Annotated in this window: 15 protein-coding genes and 2 tRNA genes; 10 read left to right on the top strand and 7 right to left on the bottom strand. The window is 74.2% G+C overall.

What is annotated here, in order from left to right; translation table 11 throughout:
• Window positions 1-257 precede the first annotated feature (257 nt).
• A complete protein-coding gene (locus tag ACL02U_RS24005) occupies window positions 258-797 on the bottom strand; it encodes a DsbA family protein (protein ID WP_412792980.1) in 540 nt (179 codons plus the stop codon).
• 288 nt (window positions 798-1,085) lie between these two features.
• Here ACL02U_RS24005 and ACL02U_RS24000 point away from each other — a divergent pair, with 288 nt between their 5' ends.
• Together ACL02U_RS24000 and ACL02U_RS23995 are read left to right on the top strand one after the other, a co-directional pair.
• The gene (locus ACL02U_RS24000) at window positions 1,086-1,523 is read left to right on the top strand and encodes a hypothetical protein (protein ID WP_412792979.1); all 438 of its coding nucleotides are present in this window, start codon (window positions 1,086-1,088) and stop codon (window positions 1,521-1,523) included.
• 185 nt (window positions 1,524-1,708) lie between these two features.
• Entirely contained in the window at window positions 1,709-1,861 is a 153-nt protein-coding gene (locus tag ACL02U_RS23995) for a hypothetical protein (protein WP_412792978.1), read from the top strand.
• Between the two features lie 313 nt (window positions 1,862-2,174).
• Here the strand turns inward: ACL02U_RS23995 and ACL02U_RS23990 are convergent, their stop codons facing one another.
• Window positions 2,175-2,735 carry a CGNR zinc finger domain-containing protein gene (locus ACL02U_RS23990; protein ID WP_412792977.1) on the bottom strand — a complete coding sequence of 187 codons (561 nt, stop codon included), beginning with the start codon at window positions 2,733-2,735 and terminating at the stop codon, window positions 2,175-2,177.
• Window positions 2,736-3,064: 329 nt separating this feature from the next.
• Window positions 3,065-3,478, bottom strand: a complete 414-nt coding sequence (locus ACL02U_RS23985) for an SsgA family sporulation/cell division regulator (RefSeq protein ID WP_004002642.1) — start codon at window positions 3,476-3,478, stop codon at window positions 3,065-3,067.
• 191 nt (window positions 3,479-3,669) lie between these two features.
• On the opposite strand from ACL02U_RS23985, the gene ACL02U_RS23980 reads away from it, so the two are divergent.
• Both ACL02U_RS23980 and ACL02U_RS23975 read left to right on the top strand, forming a co-directional pair.
• Window positions 3,670-4,140, top strand: coding sequence for a TIGR02611 family protein (locus tag ACL02U_RS23980; protein ID WP_412792976.1), 471 nt, complete (start codon window positions 3,670-3,672; stop codon window positions 4,138-4,140).
• A 95-nt stretch (window positions 4,141-4,235) separates the two neighbouring features.
• Window positions 4,236-4,307 (top strand) — tRNA-Val (locus ACL02U_RS23975).
• Between the two features lie 1,020 nt (window positions 4,308-5,327).
• Here the strand turns inward: ACL02U_RS23975 and ACL02U_RS23970 are convergent.
• Window positions 5,328-7,811 carry an SCO7613 C-terminal domain-containing membrane protein gene (locus ACL02U_RS23970; RefSeq protein ID WP_412792975.1) on the bottom strand — a complete coding sequence of 828 codons (2,484 nt, stop codon included), beginning with the start codon at window positions 7,809-7,811 and terminating at the stop codon, window positions 5,328-5,330.
• Window positions 7,812-7,914: 103 nt separating this feature from the next.
• Here ACL02U_RS23970 and ACL02U_RS23965 point away from each other — a divergent pair, with 103 nt between their 5' ends.
• Together ACL02U_RS23965 and ACL02U_RS23960 are read left to right on the top strand one after the other, a co-directional pair.
• The gene (locus ACL02U_RS23965) at window positions 7,915-8,361 is read left to right on the top strand and encodes an SRPBCC family protein (RefSeq protein WP_412792983.1); all 447 of its coding nucleotides are present in this window, start codon (window positions 7,915-7,917) and stop codon (window positions 8,359-8,361) included.
• Window positions 8,362-8,400: 39 nt separating this feature from the next.
• Window positions 8,401-8,472, top strand: a tRNA-Val gene (locus tag ACL02U_RS23960).
• Window positions 8,473-8,636: 164 nt separating this feature from the next.
• Here the strand turns inward: ACL02U_RS23960 and ACL02U_RS23955 are convergent.
• The gene (locus tag ACL02U_RS23955; protein WP_412792982.1) at window positions 8,637-9,362 is read right to left on the bottom strand and encodes a 3'-5' exonuclease; all 726 of its coding nucleotides are present in this window, start codon (window positions 9,360-9,362) and stop codon (window positions 8,637-8,639) included.
• A 169-nt stretch (window positions 9,363-9,531) separates the two neighbouring features.
• Between ACL02U_RS23955 and ACL02U_RS23950 the strand changes: the two genes are divergently transcribed.
• The 3 genes from ACL02U_RS23950 to thrS all read left to right on the top strand — a co-directional run bounded on the left by ACL02U_RS23950 (window position 9,532) and on the right by thrS (window position 13,421).
• A complete protein-coding gene (locus tag ACL02U_RS23950; protein WP_412792974.1) occupies window positions 9,532-10,098 on the top strand; it encodes a DUF4365 domain-containing protein in 567 nt (188 codons plus the stop codon).
• Window positions 10,095-11,321: a hypothetical protein gene (locus ACL02U_RS23945; protein ID WP_412792973.1), complete on the top strand. Its 1,227-nt coding sequence runs from the start codon at window positions 10,095-10,097 to the stop codon at window positions 11,319-11,321. Before ACL02U_RS23950 ends, ACL02U_RS23945 begins: the two co-directional genes overlap by 4 nt.
• 123 nt (window positions 11,322-11,444) lie before the next feature.
• Window positions 11,445-13,421: a threonine--tRNA ligase gene (thrS, locus tag ACL02U_RS23940; protein ID WP_412792972.1), complete on the top strand. Its 1,977-nt coding sequence runs from the start codon at window positions 11,445-11,447 to the stop codon at window positions 13,419-13,421.
• 97 nt (window positions 13,422-13,518) lie between these two features.
• On the opposite strand, the gene ACL02U_RS23935 is transcribed toward thrS, so the two are convergent.
• The gene (locus tag ACL02U_RS23935; protein WP_412792971.1) at window positions 13,519-14,175 is read right to left on the bottom strand and encodes a potassium channel family protein; all 657 of its coding nucleotides are present in this window, start codon (window positions 14,173-14,175) and stop codon (window positions 13,519-13,521) included.
• A 78-nt stretch (window positions 14,176-14,253) separates the two neighbouring features.
• Between ACL02U_RS23935 and ACL02U_RS23930 the strand changes: the two genes are divergently transcribed.
• The gene (locus ACL02U_RS23930; RefSeq protein WP_412792970.1) at window positions 14,254-14,799 is read left to right on the top strand and encodes an HIT family protein; all 546 of its coding nucleotides are present in this window, start codon (window positions 14,254-14,256) and stop codon (window positions 14,797-14,799) included.
• Between the two features lie 50 nt (window positions 14,800-14,849).
• Here the strand turns inward: ACL02U_RS23930 and ACL02U_RS23925 are convergent, their stop codons facing one another.
• Entirely contained in the window at window positions 14,850-16,511 is a 1,662-nt protein-coding gene (locus tag ACL02U_RS23925) for a hypothetical protein (protein WP_412792969.1), read from the bottom strand.
• Between the last annotated feature and the right edge of the window lie 169 nt (window positions 16,512-16,680).

Here is a 16,680-nt window from a genome sequence, read left to right as displayed (position 1 = left end):
GCGTACCCGGTGCGGTGGGTCGGGCCCTGCACAGGGGGTCCGGCGCGACCGTCCGCGGCGTCGCCGGCAGTCGCCGCTCCGGGGCGGCGCCCGCGTCCGCCGTGCGCCCGACCGCACCGGCCTCCGGCGTGCGCCCGACCGCACCGGCCTCCGCCGTGCGCCCGACCGCACCGGCCCCGCTCACCCGTCCCCGCGAAGGACCGCGACTCCGCCAGGCACCCGGTCCGCCGAACGGGCCCCGCCGGTGCCCGGACGGGTCAGGCCTCCCGCCCCGCCCGCAGCCGGTCCACGACCGCCTCGACACGCGCGCGAAGCCCCTCCTGGCTCCGGCCGCCGTCGAGCCGCTCGCCGCCGACCACGTACGTCGGGGTGCCGGTCACGCCGATCGCCTTGCCCTCGGCCTGGTCGGCGTCGACCGTCAGGATGTGCCGGCCGTCGATCAGCGCAGTATCGAACTCCTCCGCGTTCAGGCCGAGTTCGCCGGCCACCTCGATCAGGAGGGCATCGCCGCGGCGGTCCAGCTCCTCGACCCGCCCGAGCACCGCCTCCACGTACGGCCACAGTCGCCCCTGCTCGGCCGCCTCCTCGGCGGCCTGCGCGGCGGCGAAGGAGTGCTTGTGCTTCTCCAGCGGGAAGTGCCGCAGACGCAACTCCAGTTCGGCTCCGTACCGGGCACGCAGGGCGCGCACGTCGTCGAGGGCGGCACGGCAGTCGGGGCACTGCAGCTCGCACCAGACCTCGAGGACGACAGGCCCGGACGGAGGTGCGGCGGGGGAGAGGGGAGAGGGCTCGCTCATGGGCCCAGTCTCCCAGCCGGGGCGGAGCGGACCCAATCCGGCCGCACCGGCGGCCCCCGGGACGGGCCGGGGGAAGAACCCTGCCGCGGCGGTCGAGGGGACCTGTCCGTGGCGGTCGGGGGCCCGCCCGGCTCGCCCCGGACCGGCACCCGCGGAGGAACGGGACCCCGAGACGTCCCGGAGATCTCCCTGATCTCCCGCCGGAGCGTGGCCTGACGGCGTGCTTGCGGTGCAGGATGGAAGAGACGAACCGTACCGCCCGACCGGGCCCTGACCCTGGAGGACCGGATGATTGCCGAGACCGTCTGTTCCGCTGTCGCCGCGGCCGGCCTGGGCATCGCCGCCGTGACGGCGTACCGCAAGCGCTTCCTCGCCGCAGCGCGGATCGCCGCCTACGCCCTCGTGCCCCTGGGGCTGGTGATGACCGGGGTGATCGGGTGGGCCGCCGACACCGCCTTCAGCCCCAGCGCCTGGGCGGGGGTCGCCGTCCTCGGCGGGGCCTGGGGCCTGTTCGCACTCACCCGCGCCGTGGAGCGCCGCCGTGCCGGACGCGCCGCTCCGCCCGCCACCGGGGGCGCCGCCGCCACGCCCGAGGCCCCCGCTGCCTCGGCGCCCGGCATCGGCGCCGGCGCGCGCCCGGCGGATCGTCCCGCCGCCGCACCGCGCGGCGGCTCGGGGGACGACTTCTCCGACATCGAGGCCATCCTCAAGAAGCACGGGATATGACGAGCCGCCCGCAGGGGCGGTACGCGCGCGGGCACGGACCGGCACGGCCCGACCCGAAGTGATCACGGTGTGTGAACGAGGTGGTCACCCTGTGAAACGATCGTCACGGAATCCGGCGAACTCCCGCTTTTTCCTCGCGTGTTGAGCGCGTCGGGCGTACGGGCTGCGCCATCATCGCCCCCGAGATGCTGGACACGACAGAGAGCGACACCGCGCCACCGCAGAACGAACCGCGCGGGTGTCTCTTCGCCCTTTCCCAGCCACCGCTGATGATCTTCCTTGCGGTGATCGGGTGTCTGCTGCTCTTGGCTTCGTTGCACGACCTGCTGTTGCTGTGAGCCATACCCGTGTCACCCGGCGCGACCCCGCCGGGTGACACGCCCCGGACACCTCCCCCGCCGGAACCGCGCACCCGGCCCTTGCTCCCGGTGCTCCCCGGCCTCCGGCACGTACCGGCCGCGACCGCCTCGCACCGGCCGCGCTCGTCTCGCTCCCCCCGACCGCCTCGCGTCCCGGGCCGGGCCGGCGCGGGCCTGCTCGCCGTCTCCCGTACCCGCCGTGGATCCCGCCCGGCCCCACCGGCCCTCGCCCCCTCCGCCGGCCCGCTCCGGCCCGCCATGCGCCGACGGCTCCGCGGGCACGGCGGCCGCCTCAGCCCGTCGCCTCCTTGCGGCGCGCCCGGTAGGCGGCCACGTGCAGACGGTTGCCGCAGGTGCGGCTGTCGCAGTACCGGCGCGACCGGTTGCGGGAGAGGTCGACGAAGGCGTGCCGGCAGTCGGGTGCCTCGCAGCGCCGCAGCCGCTCCTGCTCCCCGGCCATCAGGAAGAACGCCAGCGCCATCCCGCAGTCCGCCGCCAGGTGGTCGGCCACCGAGGCGCCCGGCGCGAAGTAGTGGACATGCCAGTCGTAGCCGTCATGGTCGGTGAGCCGCGGCATGGTTCCCGCGGCGGCCACCATCTCGTTGATCATTTCGGCCGCGGTCCTGGCGTCCGGGGCCGCGAAGACGGCCGCGAACCGAGCCCGGATCCGGTGTACGGCCGAGAGGTCGTGCTCCGACAGCACGCCGACATCGCTGACCTGGTGCTTCCGTACGAAATCCGCCAGAGCGGCTACGTCCGGCAGCCCGTCCGGCGTCGTCTCGCCCTCCGGCGCGGTGTTCACCAGATCCACCACGGCGTCGAGCGCACGCCGGGTGTCGTGGGTGATCAGCACGATTCGCTCCCTGGCTGGTGGTCGGGCGGGCGCCCGCCGGTGGTGGCCGATCGTAGTGGCTCCGAGCCCGACAGCACCTGCCGCGTTCCGATCCTCGGACGTCGCCGGAACGCGGGAAGCCCGGTCCGGGTTCCCGTCCGGCCGCCGCGGCACCCCGGTCGCCGCACTCCTCCCGTCCCGGTCGCCGCTCCCCGCAGCACGTCGTTCGGCGCCGCCTCCGCAGGGACTCCCCTGCGGAGGCGACGCCGAACGACATGCCGTATGCGGTTGTCCCGGTCCGGGCCGTCTCCCCGAGTGGACGGCGCCGGGAGGCTTCGGGCGGCCTCTGCCTAACTCTCCGCGAGGATGTGGGAGAGCTCCTGATCGAGATCGAAGTGGCGGTGTTCGGTGCCGGGCGGCACCGCGGCGTCGGTCCGCTTCAGAAACGACTCCAGGGCCCGCGCGGGGGCCTCCAGCAGGGCCTCGCCCTCCGGAGAGCTGAGGGCGATGCAGACGACCCCCTGACCGTGGCTGCGCGACGGCCAGACTCGGACGTCGCCGGTTCCGGTGGGCCGGTGGAGGCCCTCGGCGAGGAGGTCGCGGGCGAACACCCACTCGACGGTCTCCTCGGCTCCGGTGTGGAAGGTGGCGTGCACTGCGTAGGGGTCGGCCGTGTCGTACCGCAGGCCTGCGGGGACAGGCAGGGAGGACTCGCTCGACACAACGAGGCGCAGGTGCAGCTCGCAGCTGACCGTGGTGTTCATAAGCGCCAGGGCCTTTCGCTCAGTGTGCGCTCGGGGATTCGCACGTCGGCGAAATCGACATGCCACCTACGGTGCCGTTGTAAACCCCTCTGAGTGTTTTGCGTGGCTTTACGTACCTCTTCCGGCCGAGTGGGCGTTCGGAACCTTCGCCCATTCCGGTGACTGGTTTCCCTCCGGTAGGGTTTCAGCCTATGAATACGGGGAGTGACGAGCCTGGCGGGACGGCCATGGCGACGGCGGACGGGGTGACGGTGGACGAACAGCCGACGGACGGGGGGACGGCCGGACAGGGGCTCGGCTCGCGCGCGCCGGAGTTCGTCAAGGAGCGCCGGGCCCTCCACCTCAGCTGGCAGGTCGGTGTCTTCATCGTCGGGCTCGCGGTGGTCGCCGCCGGCGTCGTCATGCTGCCGCTGCCCGGGCCCGGCTGGGTCGTCATCTTCGGCGGCATGGCGATCTGGGCGACCGAGTTCGTCTGGGCCCAGCTGGTGCTCCGCTGGACCAAGCGCAAGGTCACCGAGGCCGCACAGCGCGCCCTCGACCCCGAGGTGCGCCGCCGCAACCTGGTGCTCACGACGATCGGCCTGGTGATCGTCGGTGTGGTCGTCGGCATCTACCTGTGGAAGTTCGGCTTCGTGATGCCCTGGAAGATCGAGAACCAGTAGGCCCCGGCGGCCGGCCGGGCCCGAGGGGCCCGGCTGCGGCCGGGCAGGGTGGTCGGAGGCACCCCCTGACATGGGGTAATCTTCTTCCTGCGCCCGGGCGATTAGCTCAGTGGGAGAGCGCTTCGTTCACACCGAAGAGGTCACTGGTTCGAACCCAGTATCGCCCACCCGGAACACCGGCCCACCTGCCGAGGAGCAGGTGGGCCGGTGTCGTGTCCGCCTCCGTGCCGGTCCGCCGCCGTGATCCTCCCGGTCCCGCCGGCCGGCCCGGTGTCCGGCTCGCGCGCGTGCGGCGCAGCCCCGGCCGTGCGGGCCCGCGTCCCCCGACGCAGCGCCGGGTCCGCCCCGGAACGCCGGAACGCTGGCGCGTCCACCGGCGCCTTCCGCACCCGTCCCGGTGCCCCGCCCCTCCCCGCCCCGTGGCCCCGGACCCGTGCCTCCTCCCGGGCCCGGACGGGCAAGCGCTTACTCCGGTCGCCTCCGTCCCGAGGTGCCGACGCGGCCGCGAAAGAGGGCCCGCCCCCGGGAACCGCCTCCCGCACGTCCGCGGAACGGTCACGATCAGTCATTCCCGGCGGGCCGGGAGCGGGCCGAGGAGATCGATCGGCACGGTGCGCTCCTCGCGACGAAGTATTCGAAGATCGGGGCGAAGGCGACTTCCCGGAGCGTCAGGCATTCCGGCAGGAGTTCCGGGCGCCGCCGGCGACCGGAATGATTCTCCCGGCGCTTTTCCAAAACATCGTCACTTTCCTTCGGAAGTAGGACGATCGATCCGTATCCGTTCTCTCGGACGGCGACTCCCGAGTCGGTGCGGACAAAGCGGGCCCGGCCGCTTTCCCGCCGACGGGACCCGCGCCGGCGACGGCCGGCACACTGCTCCCGCCCGCTCCGGTACCCCGGCTCCGGCGCCCGGCGGGCAGAGCGGTTCGGCTTGCTCCCGGACGGACCTGACGGAGCGACGGCCCGGCGACCCGAACCGATACGGACGCTTCCCACGGTCCCGCCCGGCGTCTGGACGCCCGCCCCCGGACGCCCGCCGAGCGGGACCGTGGCCCGGCAACCGCCCCGGTCGCCCCCTCCCGCACGCCGCCGCGGTCGCCCCCTCCCTCCTCCCGCACACCGCGCCCGCCACGGCACCGCCACCGCCCTGCCACCGCCCGGCCAGGAGCGTGGGCGACGCCCGGCGCTCAGGTCATCCCGCCGAGGATCTCCCGAACCCGCCGGACGTCCCTCAGTCGCCGCTCGTACGTCGCGCCCACGGCGAGCAGCAGCAGTCCGGCGAGCGCGGGCGGCACCCAGCGGGGCAGCGCTCCGGCGACCTGCACCAGGTACGGGGCGAGTTCGTGCAGCGCGTCCAGCAGCAGCACCGCACCGCCCAGCACGAGGGGTGCCTGAAGGCGATGCCGGCCGCCCAGCAGTGTCAGCACCAGCGCCGCCGTGCCCAGCAGCAGGGGACGCAGCCAGTGCGGGTCGCCCCAGGCGGCGGCCAGGCTGGGCAGCAGCGTGGCGGCGAGCCCGGCACCGTAGGCCGTCCACGAGGAGGCGAGCGGGTCCCGGCGCCTGCGCACGGCGCCGACCACCAGTGCCGAGACGGTCACCGGCAGGGTGTACGCCTCCACGACCGGGACCTGCCAGGCCGCCAGACGGATCCAGCCGGCCGTCAGGAAGCAGGCGGCGGCGACGTAGCCGGCCGCCCGGCGGTCCGGGCGGACGGCCGTTGCGGCGGCGACCACCCCGCACAGCGCCAGCACCAGCGCCAGCACCGGAAGGTCGGGGACCGCCAGGCAGAGAGCGAGCAGTGCCGCGGCACCGCCCGCCGCCTCGACCGCGACCGCCGTACGCGGCTGCCCGCACCGCGGGGCGACCGCCGCGGCCGCCGCGGGCACCACCAGCACCAGCAGCGCGACATGCGGAGCCGGCAGGCCCGCCGCGGCACCTGCGGCGCAGGCCAGCCCGGTGGAGTAGCCGAGCGCGGCCGGGGCGGTGAGCGGGGCCGGACCCGGCCTGGCGGAAGCCGCCGCGCACAGCACCGCCAGGATCCCGAGCACGGTGAGCGTCGTGGGCCGGGTGGCCAGTGCGAGCAGGACCAGGGGGAGGGAGGTGAGGAGCGCGAGCACCGCCGCGATCGTCCCGGGGGCCGGAACCGGCAGGGTGCGCGGGCCGCCCCCGGTGGCCGGCCCCTCCGCTGCGCGCGGTTCCGGTCCGGGCGGTCGTGCCCGCGGCCCCTCCGCCGGTCGCGTCCCCGGCCGCGCGGACCGCTCCGGCCGGGCGGCCACCCCCAGCGCAGCCGCGGCCGTGGCCCCCAGCATCACCAGCCCGAGGTGGTAGGGGACGTCGAGGGCCGCCGGCAGGACCAGCAGCGCCGCCCAGCCCAGCACGGCCGCACCGGCCGGGGCCCACGGCCACCGGGCCCGCGTACCGGGAGCCAGGACCAGCGCCGCGGCGGCGGCCGCCAGGGCGATGGGCACGGTCGGCGCGTAGGGCGGCCACGGCGCCTCACCGGCCACCGCCCGGCGCAGGTGCCCCGGTGCCCCGCTCCAGATCCGCGCCGCCCGGCCCACCGGGCCCAGCAGCACGGTCGCGACGACCGGCAGCGCGCCCAGCACGGCCAGGGCCTGCACGGCGGCGGAGGCTCCGGCGAGGCCGCGGCGCACCGCGTCCGGCAGCCGTCGCACGGCGGGCGCCGCCGCCAGCGCGACACCGGCCGCCAGAGGGGCCAGCGGCACCCACGCGTCCGGAAGCCGGGGCCGTGCCGCGCCGCCGACGGCGGCAACCGCGAGCAGCCCGCCCGCGACTGCCAGTGCGCGGGCATGCTGCTCGGGTCCGGCCCGCCACGCGGCCGCCAGCGCGATCACCGCCCCCAGCAGCAGGAGCGCCGCCGCACGGGCGGCGGCGCCCGGACCGGCGGCCGTCCAGCACAGCCAGCCGGCCGTCGCCGCGCCCCAGACACCGCAGCCGTAGGCGCCGGCGGTGGCGGTGGCCCGCACCGGCGCCGTGCCCGCCCGCAGCGCCGCACCGGTGTCGGCCAGCGCCGTCACCAGCAGTGCGGTCGCGAGACCGTACGGCCCGGCCCCGGCCGCCACCGCGGCCAGCGGCAGCGGCGACTGCGCGGCCGCCAGTGCCGCGGGCCGCGGCAGCCGCAGCGACGCGGCCCGCGGCAACCGGCCGTACCCGGCCCAGCCGGTCGCCAGCACCGCCGCCGCGGCCGCCGCGTACCGGGCACCGCCGGCATCCGGGAGGACGGCCCCGTGCAGCGCGTACGCGTCCAGCACCGTCAGCGCCAACCCGAGCCCGGCCACCGACTCCGCCGTCGACCTCAGCCCCCGGCCCAGCAGCGGCAGCGGCGCGGCGAGCGCGCCCAGGGTGACCGCGCCGAGCACCGCGAAGCGCCCCGCGATGCCCAGATGGCCCCAGCCGACCAGCGTGAACGCCGCCGCCGCGATCGTCAGCAGCAGGCCGCCCAGGATCAGCAGCACGTTCTGCACACCCGGTGCGCCGGTCTCCCGGCGGGGTACCGTGGCCGGCGGCGCCCCGCCGGGAGACCGGGCAGGCTGCAGAGCGCCGACCAGCCAGGTACGCCTGGCCAGCAACTGGGAGCGCCGGGCGTCGAGTTGCCGCAGCTCGGCGTCGATGAGCCGCAGTTCCTCGGCCGGTGGCGGAAGATGCGTCATGCCGGCGAGTGTGGCCCCTGCCACGGTGCGCCGCATGAGCGCGGGTACTCAGAACGTACTCACCTCCCGCGAGGAGTCCTCCGCGCGCGGGCACACTCTCCGCATGGACCGGAACCACTACCGTTTCCTCAGCGTGTGGCGTCTGCCCGCCCCGCCCGCCGCCGTGTACGCCGCCCTGGCGCGGGTCGAGGACTATCCCCGCTGGTGGCCCCAGGTGCGGCGGGTCACCCGCCGGGACGCCGACGCCGCCGACATCACCGTCCGCTCGGCGCTGCCCTACGCGCTCACCTTCACCGTGCGCCAGGTGCGGCGGGACGCGGCCGGCGGCGTCCTGGAGGCCGCGATGTCCGGGGACATCGCCGGACGGGCCCGCTGGACGGTGACCGCCGACGGCGCCGGCAGCCTCGCCCGCTACGAGCAGAGCGTCGACGTGAACAAGCCGCTGCTCAGGAGGTTCGCCGTGCCCGGACGTCCGCTGTTCCGGGCCAACCACCGGCTGATGATGCGGGCCGGCGAACGCGGCTTGGCCGCCCGGCTGCGAGCGGTTTGAACGAAGCCCGCGGGGACCTGTATTGTTCGGTGCGTTCCCGGGCGATTAGCTCAGTGGGAGAGCGCTTCGTTCACACCGAAGAGGTCACTGGTTCGAACCCAGTATCGCCCACGTCCGGAAGAGCGACGTACGTCCGCGCGGCAAGCGGACGGCGTCGCTTTCCTCATGTCCGCCGCCGGTCACCGCCCCGGCGCGTGCCCGCACCCGCCGCCCGCCGTCCGGCCGCCGATCTGCACCCCGGCCGCGGCGGCCGCCGCCGACCGGAACAGCGCCCGCTACGCCGCCGCCGGCAGGACCGGGCGCAGCGGCCACGCCGGGTCGACCGTCTCCTCCGCACCCGTCCGGGCGAACCACGCCTGCAGGCCCCGGGCCTGTGCCGCATGCCAGCCCGCCTGGAGGGTGTGCAGTTCGGCGGGGGAGAGGCGCTCCAGGCGGGAGGCGAAACGCCGGCCGAGCGCGCGGACCACCTCCAGCGCGGCGAGCGCGTCCGCGGAGGCGTCGTGCGCCCCGTCGAGCGGGACGTCGTAGTGCGCGCACAGGTCGGTGAGCGTGCGGCGCCCCTTGCGGTAGCGGTCCAGGTGCTTGTCCAGCACCCGCGGGTCCAGGACCAGCAGCGGATGCGTCTCGAACCAGCGGTTCAGCCCCGAGGCGCGGTGCCGGCGCAACTCGCGGTCCAGCAGCGTGAGATCGAACGGCGCGTTCATCACCGCCAGCGGTCGCCGGGCCGCGGCCTGTTCGGCCAGCAGCTCCGCTATCTCGTACATCACCGGCGCCGGCCAGCGGCCGTTGCGCTGCAGGTGGTCCTCCGTCAGTCCGTGCACCGCCGTCGCCGCCTCCGGCACCGGCACCCCGGGGTTCACCAGCCAGCGGCTCACCCGCGGCCGGTAGCCGGGCCCGTCCTGGACGACGAGCGCGGCCGACACGATCCGGTCGGTCTCGACGTCCACTCCCGTCGTCTCCGTGTCGAACGCCGCCAGAGGGCCTTCGTACCAGCACACCATCCTCACCCAACTCCTCTTCCTGACACGGCAGCTGACGCCCCGTTCTCTGCCCGTTTGGTGATACCCGGGCTGTTTGCGCCGTACGCCGCCAGGACACAACAGGAGTGCGGGTCTTTGCAGTTCAGCGACCCGCTGATGGGGTTTCCTCCGGCACGGAAGGCTGTCCGCCATGGCGATAGCGCAGCCCGAGCGGGGTGGGCTGCTTCCCGAGCGCACGGCCCCCCAGCGCGGCACCCTCGCCACCACCGCCTGCATGGAGACACTGCAGGTCGGCTATCTGCACGCGGTCGCCGCGGCCGCGGGATGCTCGCTCTCCCAGCCGTTCCCGGACAACGGCATCGACTGGCACGTCAGCCACAGCGCACCGGGCCACACCGTGGACGACGAGGTCACCATCAAGGTCCAGCTGAAGGCCACCTACCAGGTCGCGCCGAACCCGCCCGGTCCCTCGTTCTCCTTCACCCTCGACAACGACCACCTGGCGAAACTGGCCCGCACGCCGGTCTCCGTGCACAAGATCCTGGTCGTCATGATCGTGCCGCGCTCCCGGGAGCAGTGGCTGCGCGCCGGCCACGACCGGCTGGACCTGCGCCACTGCTGCTACTGGGTCAACCTCGCCGGCCACCCCGTCACCGGCCGGTACCGGACCACGGTGCGGGTACCGACCTCGCGCGTCTTCGACGACCGGGCCCTGTGCGAGATCATGACGAGGGTCGGGACCGGAGGCAGACCGTGAGCCACCGCCCGCTCGGCGAACCCCCGCGGCCCGTACCGCCGCACCCCGCGCCGCGGCACCGGCCGGGCGGGGCCGGCGACGTGGACCCCGGAGTGCTCGCCGCCCTGCTGCTGCGGCACGGCTGGCAGCGCCGCGGCGGGGCCGCCGGACGCTACGGCCGCTGGGTGCCGCCCGGCCGGGCCGCGCCCGGCACCAGCCTCCTGGTGCCGGTCAGCCGCGCCTTCCCCGACAGCGACGACCTGCTCGGCGAGGCGCTCGCCGCCCTGGCCCGCAGCTCCACCCCCTCCGCGCGGGAGGTACTGCTCGCCCTGGCCGTCCCCAGCGACGAGATCCGCTGGCGGCGGGACGTTCCCGGCGGGCCGGCCGGCTCCACGCCCTGGACCGCGGAGGAGCAGCTCCGCACGGCCGCCCGCGATGTGCTGCTGGCCGGGGCGCTCGCCACCCGCGCGCGGGCCGGCTACCACGGAGCCCGGCACCGCGGGCCGGCCGCCGCCCTCCTGGAGCACGTCCTCGTCGGCCCCGCGGACGGCGGCCGCGGTGTCACCGCCTTCCTGCCCGTCGACGTCGGCCGTCCGCTGGCGGTGCGGCTCCACCACGCCCTGTACGCAGTGCGCGAGGCCGTCGACTACCGGCGGGCCGCCGGCCGCATGGACGCCTTCGACGGCGCCGTCGAGGCGGGCGTCAGCCGCGAGCTCACCGACGCGCTGGTCGGCCTCGTCCGCGGCACCGAGGGTGCCCGGATCGCCGTCGCGTGGGCTCCCGCCGCCGGTGTGCCCGAGGGGTGCGCGGCCACCGTCGAACCCGTCGAGTTCTCGCCCGGCGACCTGCCCGCGCTGCGCGAGGCCGGGGCACGCTACCTCAGCCGGGAGCCCTCCGTGCCGGTCCGCGTCACCGGCACCGTCGTGCGGATGCGCCGGCTGGAGCCGCGCGGCGCGGGCAGCGTCCGACTGCGCGTGCTCGCCGGGGCGGAGGTACCGCACGTCCGGCTCACCCTGGAGGAGGACGACTACCGCATCGCCGGCCACGCCCACCTGGTCGGGATGCCGGTACGGGTGGAGGGCCGGCTGGAGAGCCGGGGCGGCTTCCGCAGGCTCACCGCCGCGGGCGGAGTCGTCCCCGTCCAGGTCGACGAGGCGGAGCGGGACCGGCTCGTGAAGTCGCTCCAGGAGACCGCGGAGATCACCGCCTCCTTCGAGGAGGCGTGCGGCGGGGACTGCGACTGAGCGTGGCGGTCGCCGGGCCTGCGGTAACCGTTTAGCGGTCGGCGCCCCCGGGTCGGTACGATCCATACCCGTGCGCGCGCTCCGGTATGGCGCCGCGACCCCACCTGCAGTCAGGAGAGACCGGTGTCAGACGTCCGTGTGATCATCCAACGCGATTCCGAGCGGGACGAGCGCGTGGTGACGACGGGCACTACGGCCGCCGACCTCTTCGCCGGCGAGCGCCCGGTCGTGGCCGCACGCGTGGGCGGCGACCTGAAGGACCTCGCGTACCCGCTCGCCGAGGGCGACGTCGTGGAGCCGGTGGAGATCTCCTCCCCGGACGGCCTCGACATCCTCCGCCACTCCACCGCGCACGTGATGGCGCAGGCGGTGCAGGAGCTGTTCCCCGAGGCCAAGCTGGGCATCGGCCCGCCGGTCAAGGACGGCTTCTACTACGACTTCGACGTCGCGGAGCCGTTCCACCCCGACGACCTCAAGCGCATCGAGAAGAAGATGCAGGAGATCCAGAAGCGGGGACAGCGGTTCTCCCGCCGCGTCACCACCGACGAGGACGCCCGCGAGGAACTGGCGGACGAGCCGTACAAGCTGGAGCTGATCGGCCTGAAGGGCGCGGCCTCCAGCGACGACGGCGCGGACGTCGAGGTCGGCGCCGGCGAACTGACGATCTACGACAACCTGGACGCCAGGACCGGCGAGCTGTGCTGGCGGGACCTGTGCCGCGGCCCGCACCTGCCCACCACCCGGCACATCCCGGCCTTCAAGCTGATGCGCAACGCCTCCGCGTACTGGCGGGGCAGCGAGAAGAACAAGCAGCTGCAGCGCATCTACGGCACCGCCTGGCCGTCGAAGGACGAGCTGAAGCAGCACCTGGACTTCCTCGCCGAGGCGGAGAAGCGCGACCACCGGAAACTGGGCCACGAGCTGGACCTGTTCTCCGTCCCCGAGCAGATCGGTTCGGGTCTCGCCGTCTTCCACCCCAAGGGCGGCATCGTGCGCCGGGTGATGGAGGACTACTCGCGCCGCCGCCACGAGGAGGAGGGCTACGAGTTCGTCTACACCCCGCACGCGACGAAGGGGAAGCTCTTCGAGACCTCGGGCCACCTGGACTGGTACGCCGACGGCATGTACCCGCCCATGCAGCTCGACGAGGGCGTGGACTACTACCTCAAGCCCATGAACTGCCCGATGCACAACCTGATCTTCGACGCGCGCGGGCGGTCCTACCGCGAACTGCCGCTGCGGCTCTTTGAGTTCGGGACGGTGTACCGGTACGAGAAGTCGGGCGTCGTGCACGGCCTGACCCGGGCCCGCGGCTTCACCCAGGACGACGCGCACATCTACTGCACCCGCGAGCAGATGGCCGAGGAACTCGACCGGACCCTCACCTTCGTCCTCGGACTGCTCCGGGACTACGGCCTGACCGACTTCTACCTGGAGCTGTCCACCAAGGACCCGGAGAAGTTCGTCGGCTCCGACGCGGCGTGGGAGGAGGCCACCGACACCCTCCGGCAGGTCGCCGAGCAGCAGGGCCTCCCGCTGGTCCCCGACCCGGGCGGCGCCGCCTTCTACGGGCCGAAGATCTCCGTGCAGGCCAAGGACGCCATCGGCCGCACCTGGCAGATGTCGACCATCCAGCTCGACTTCAACCTGCCCGAGCGGTTCGACCTGGAGTACACCGCGGCCGACGGCACCAAGCAGCGCCCGGTCATGATCCACCGCGCGCTGTTCGGTTCCATCGAACGGTTCTTCGCGGTGCTGCTGGAGCACTACGCGGGCGCGTTCCCCGCCTGGCTGGCGCCGGTCCAGGCGACCGGTATCCCGATCGGGGACGCGCACGTCGAATACCTCCAGGAGTGGACGGCCGCCGCACGGAGGAAGGGGCTGCGGGTCGAGGTCGACTCCTCCTCCGACCGCATGCAGAAGAAGATCCGGAACGCCCAGAAGCAGAAGGTCCCGGTGATGGTGATCGTCGGCGACGAGGACATGGCCAACAGCACCGTGTCCTTCCGCTTCCGCGACGGATCGCAGAAGAACGGCATCCCGCGGGACGAGGCGATCGCCGAACTGCTCGAGATGGTGGAGCGCCGCGCCGAGGCGTGACCGCCGGGCCGCGAGGGCGGTGACCCCGCGCGCGTCCGCGCGGGCGGCCCGCCCGGCCGCCGCCGGCGCCGGCGGTGGCCGGGCGGCCCCCGGCGACTCAGCTCCCCGGGGGCCGCTCGCCGCCCTCCCGCGCGAAGACCTGGAGCAGCCAGGAGGCGAAGGTACCGGTCACGGCGCCGAGCAGGGCCAGACCGACGCCCATCATCAGGACCGCGATCAGCCGGCCCGCCGGCGTGACCGGCACGACGTCCCCGTAACCGACCGTGGCGAAGGTCGCGCAGGTCCACCACAGGGCGTCGCCGAAGGTGCGGATGGTCGCGCCCGGGGCACCCCGCTCCTGCTGGAACACGGCCAGCGCGCCCGCGAAACCGAGCAGCGAGGTGGCCAGTCCCGCGTAGGCCATCACCCGGGCGTGCAGGGAGAGCCGAGAACGCCCGTGCCGCCGCTGCACCGCCTCGTACACCTTCACGATCCGCACCGGGCGCAGCAGCGGCAGGGCCACCACCACGGTGTCCAGCCAGTGCGTGCGCACGAAGCGCGCACCCTGGCCGCTGAGCCGCCAGCGCACCGCGTAGTCCGCGGCGAACAGCGCCCAGCAACCCAGGACCAGCGCCAGGCACAGGTCCCGCCAGACGTCCCACAACCCCTGCCCGAGCACCCGGACCGCGTACGCGGCGAGGAACACCAGCGACGCGGCACCCAGCGGAACCTCGGTGCGCCGCTCCCAGCGGGCCGGCCGGCTGTCGTCGTCCACCGGCCCAGCTTCGCCCCGGCCCCCGTCTCCTCCGCCCCGGCGACACGCCGCGAACGGGCGACGCCATATGCTGCACGCATGACGAGTGAGCCGGAGCAGCAGATCGGAGTGGGAACGCGGGACGCGTTCCAGCGTCTGTGGACGCCCCACCGGATGGCCTACATCCAGGGCGAGAACAAGCCGAGCGGCCCGGGCGCCGAGGACGGCTGCCCCTTCTGCTCGATCCCGGCCAAGTCCGACGAGGACGGCCTGGTCGTCAGGCGGGGGGAACGGGTGTACGCCGTGCTCAACCTGTACCCCTACAACGGCGGCCACCTGATGACGGTGCCCTACCGCCACGTCGCCGACTACACCGACCTCACCGTCGCGGAGACCGCCGAACTCGGCGAGCTGACCAAGCAGGCCATGACGGCGCTGCGCACGGCGTCCGGCGCCCAGGGATTCAACATCGGGATGAACCAGGGCGCGGTCGCCGGCGCCGGCATCGCCGCGCACCTGCACCAGCACATCGTCCCGCGCTGGGGCGGCGACACGAACTTCATGCCGGTGGTCGGCCACACCCGGGTGCTGCCGCAACTGCTCGCGGACACCCGCACGATGCTGGCGGACGCCTGGCCGGAGTGAGCCGCGGGGAGGGACGCCCCGGCCGGGACGTCCCTCCCCGCGCCCGCCGGTCAGGCGTCGTAGACGTCCGCCTTGCGGGGGGTCGGGTCCTGCACGGCCGTGCTGAGGGCCGCCGAGCGGGAGCCGAACTTCTCGGTGTCCACGCCGTTCTCCTCCAGCACCCTCATCGCCGCCGCGTGCACCACGCGCAGTACCGGGGTGGCCGCGCGCAGCGCGTCGTCGGCCATGAAGCGGTGCCGCCAGGGCTGGTCCGCCCACGCGTGCCGCAGGCCGAACGGCTCCGGCAGCGACATCGAGCCGCCGAGCCAGTTCAGCAGCGGGGGATACCAGGTCAGCGGTGCGCGCACGGTGAGCCGGACCACCTCGTCCGTGGTGACCAGCGGCAGGTTCACCGTGCGGGTCTCCCACGGTTTGAACGACTTGGTGACCTCCTTCGTCGGCGCCGACGGCTTGCTGGTGAACAGCGGGTTGACCGGCCCGAGCGCATGGCCGGTGACCTCGATGCGCAGCGTCTCGTGCAGCACCGTGACCGTGATCATCATGGTGATGACCAGTTGGCCGTCCCAGAGCGTCCACTGCACTCCGAGATAGTGCCGGTCGCCGGCGCCGAACTGCTGCTTGTTGCAGATGTCCTGTATCGCGTGCGGCTTGACCTGGTAGTCCTCCACGTCGGTCCCCTCGGGGCGGGACACCGCCGTGGCGTTCTCCCCGACCGGGCTGACGATCCAGTGCCGCAACGTCGGCTTGGGGAAGCCGCCGGTGTTCAGCGGGCCGCGCTCCAGCAGGCTCAACCGGTCGTGGATGGCGCGTACGACGTCCCAGCTGCGGAACGGGTTGATGTCCCGGTCCGGGTCGACCGGCACCAGGTTCTCGGCGAGCTGCCAGGCCCCCCAGCGGGTGCCCAGGCCGAGGACGCCCTTGGGCCCGGCGTAGAAGACGGAGTTGGACTGCTGTTCCGCGCTCAGCCGGGCCAGAGCCTGGCGCAACTGCTCGGCCGCGGTCTCCCGCGGGCTGGTCGGCACCGCCTCGGGCACCTTCGCGCCGACGCTGCTGCCCGACAGGAGGTTGTCCCAGCGCGCCCTCAGGTCCTTCGCGGTGTTCTCGCAGATCCGCCGGGCCCAGAACCAGCCGATCACCGGCATGAGCACCGAGGCCCGCGCGTACCACGCCCAGAAACCGGTGAGCGGCATCCGGATCAGGAAGACCACCGCGAGCGCGCCGACGCCGAGGAGCAGGGCGGTGGCGAGCGTGGAGGCCCGCCGGTCGTCACGCCTGTCGATCGTCATGCGGATCTGGAAGACCAGCAGCCAGACCAGGAATCCCGGCAGGAAGAGCATGCCGCAGACCACCAGGACGGCGGCGAGCCGGTTGTCGCGCTCCCGGCGGATGTTGTTCGCCGCCAGGCAGTGCTCGACCACCACGTGCGGCTCGGTGCCGAAGGACTGGATGAGCGGCTTGCGGCCCTCGCCCAGCATCCGGTCGACCACCGCGCGGCAGAAGGCCTCGCCGAGGTTCGGCCGGAAGATCCTGCCCCAGGACCGGCCGGTGTCCACCGCGGTCTGGTGCCATTCGTTGTCGGCCTTCTTGATCTCCTCCACCGGGCTGTCCCGGTACGCGGCCGAGGCCAGCGCGAAGGTCGCCGTCTGGCCCTCGTTCCCGGTACGCGGAACCTGTGGTCCGAAGATGTCCGCGTAGCCGCTGTCAACGGTCATTCCCACCCCCCGGTAGCCGCACGGTCGCTCCTGCGGCCTTCCCGACTTCCTTTTGGCGCACACCTGTTGATCAGGTATTCAGCGTATCCGCACTCGCCGCCGTCCGTCGGCGGACGGCCGAAGCGGTCCCGGCCGCACCCGCCGGCCGCGGGCGGCGGGTGCACCGCAC

Source organism: Streptomyces sp. MS06, from assembly GCF_047200655.1.
Lineage (GTDB): Bacteria > Actinomycetota > Actinomycetes > Streptomycetales > Streptomycetaceae > Streptomyces.
The sequence above is the reverse complement of the archived record's forward strand: the minus strand, read 5'-3'. Positions and strand labels throughout refer to the sequence as shown.

Excerpts from the sequence above, each read along its gene's own strand:
- ACL02U_RS24005 (WP_412792980.1), bottom strand. The coding sequence starts at position 797 with ATGAGCGAGCCCTCTCCCCTCTCCCCCGCCGCACCTCCGTCCGGGCCT.
- ACL02U_RS24000 (WP_412792979.1), top strand. The coding sequence starts at position 1,086 with ATGATTGCCGAGACCGTCTGTTCCGCTGTCGCCGCGGCCGGCCTGGGC.
- ACL02U_RS23995 (WP_412792978.1), top strand. The coding sequence starts at position 1,709 with ATGCTGGACACGACAGAGAGCGACACCGCGCCACCGCAGAACGAACCG.
- ACL02U_RS23985 (WP_004002642.1), bottom strand. The coding sequence starts at position 3,478 with ATGAACACCACGGTCAGCTGCGAGCTGCACCTGCGCCTCGTTGTGTCG.
- ACL02U_RS23980 (WP_412792976.1), top strand. The coding sequence starts at position 3,670 with ATGAATACGGGGAGTGACGAGCCTGGCGGGACGGCCATGGCGACGGCG.
- ACL02U_RS23970 (WP_412792975.1), bottom strand. The coding sequence starts at position 7,811 with ATGACGCATCTTCCGCCACCGGCCGAGGAACTGCGGCTCATCGACGCC.
- ACL02U_RS23965 (WP_412792983.1), top strand. The coding sequence starts at position 7,915 with ATGGACCGGAACCACTACCGTTTCCTCAGCGTGTGGCGTCTGCCCGCC.
- ACL02U_RS23955 (WP_412792982.1), bottom strand. The coding sequence starts at position 9,362 with ATGGTGTGCTGGTACGAAGGCCCTCTGGCGGCGTTCGACACGGAGACG.
- ACL02U_RS23950 (WP_412792974.1), top strand. The coding sequence starts at position 9,532 with ATGGCGATAGCGCAGCCCGAGCGGGGTGGGCTGCTTCCCGAGCGCACG.
- ACL02U_RS23930 (WP_412792970.1), top strand. The coding sequence starts at position 14,254 with ATGACGAGTGAGCCGGAGCAGCAGATCGGAGTGGGAACGCGGGACGCG.
- ACL02U_RS23925 (WP_412792969.1), bottom strand. The coding sequence starts at position 16,511 with ATGACCGTTGACAGCGGCTACGCGGACATCTTCGGACCACAGGTTCCG.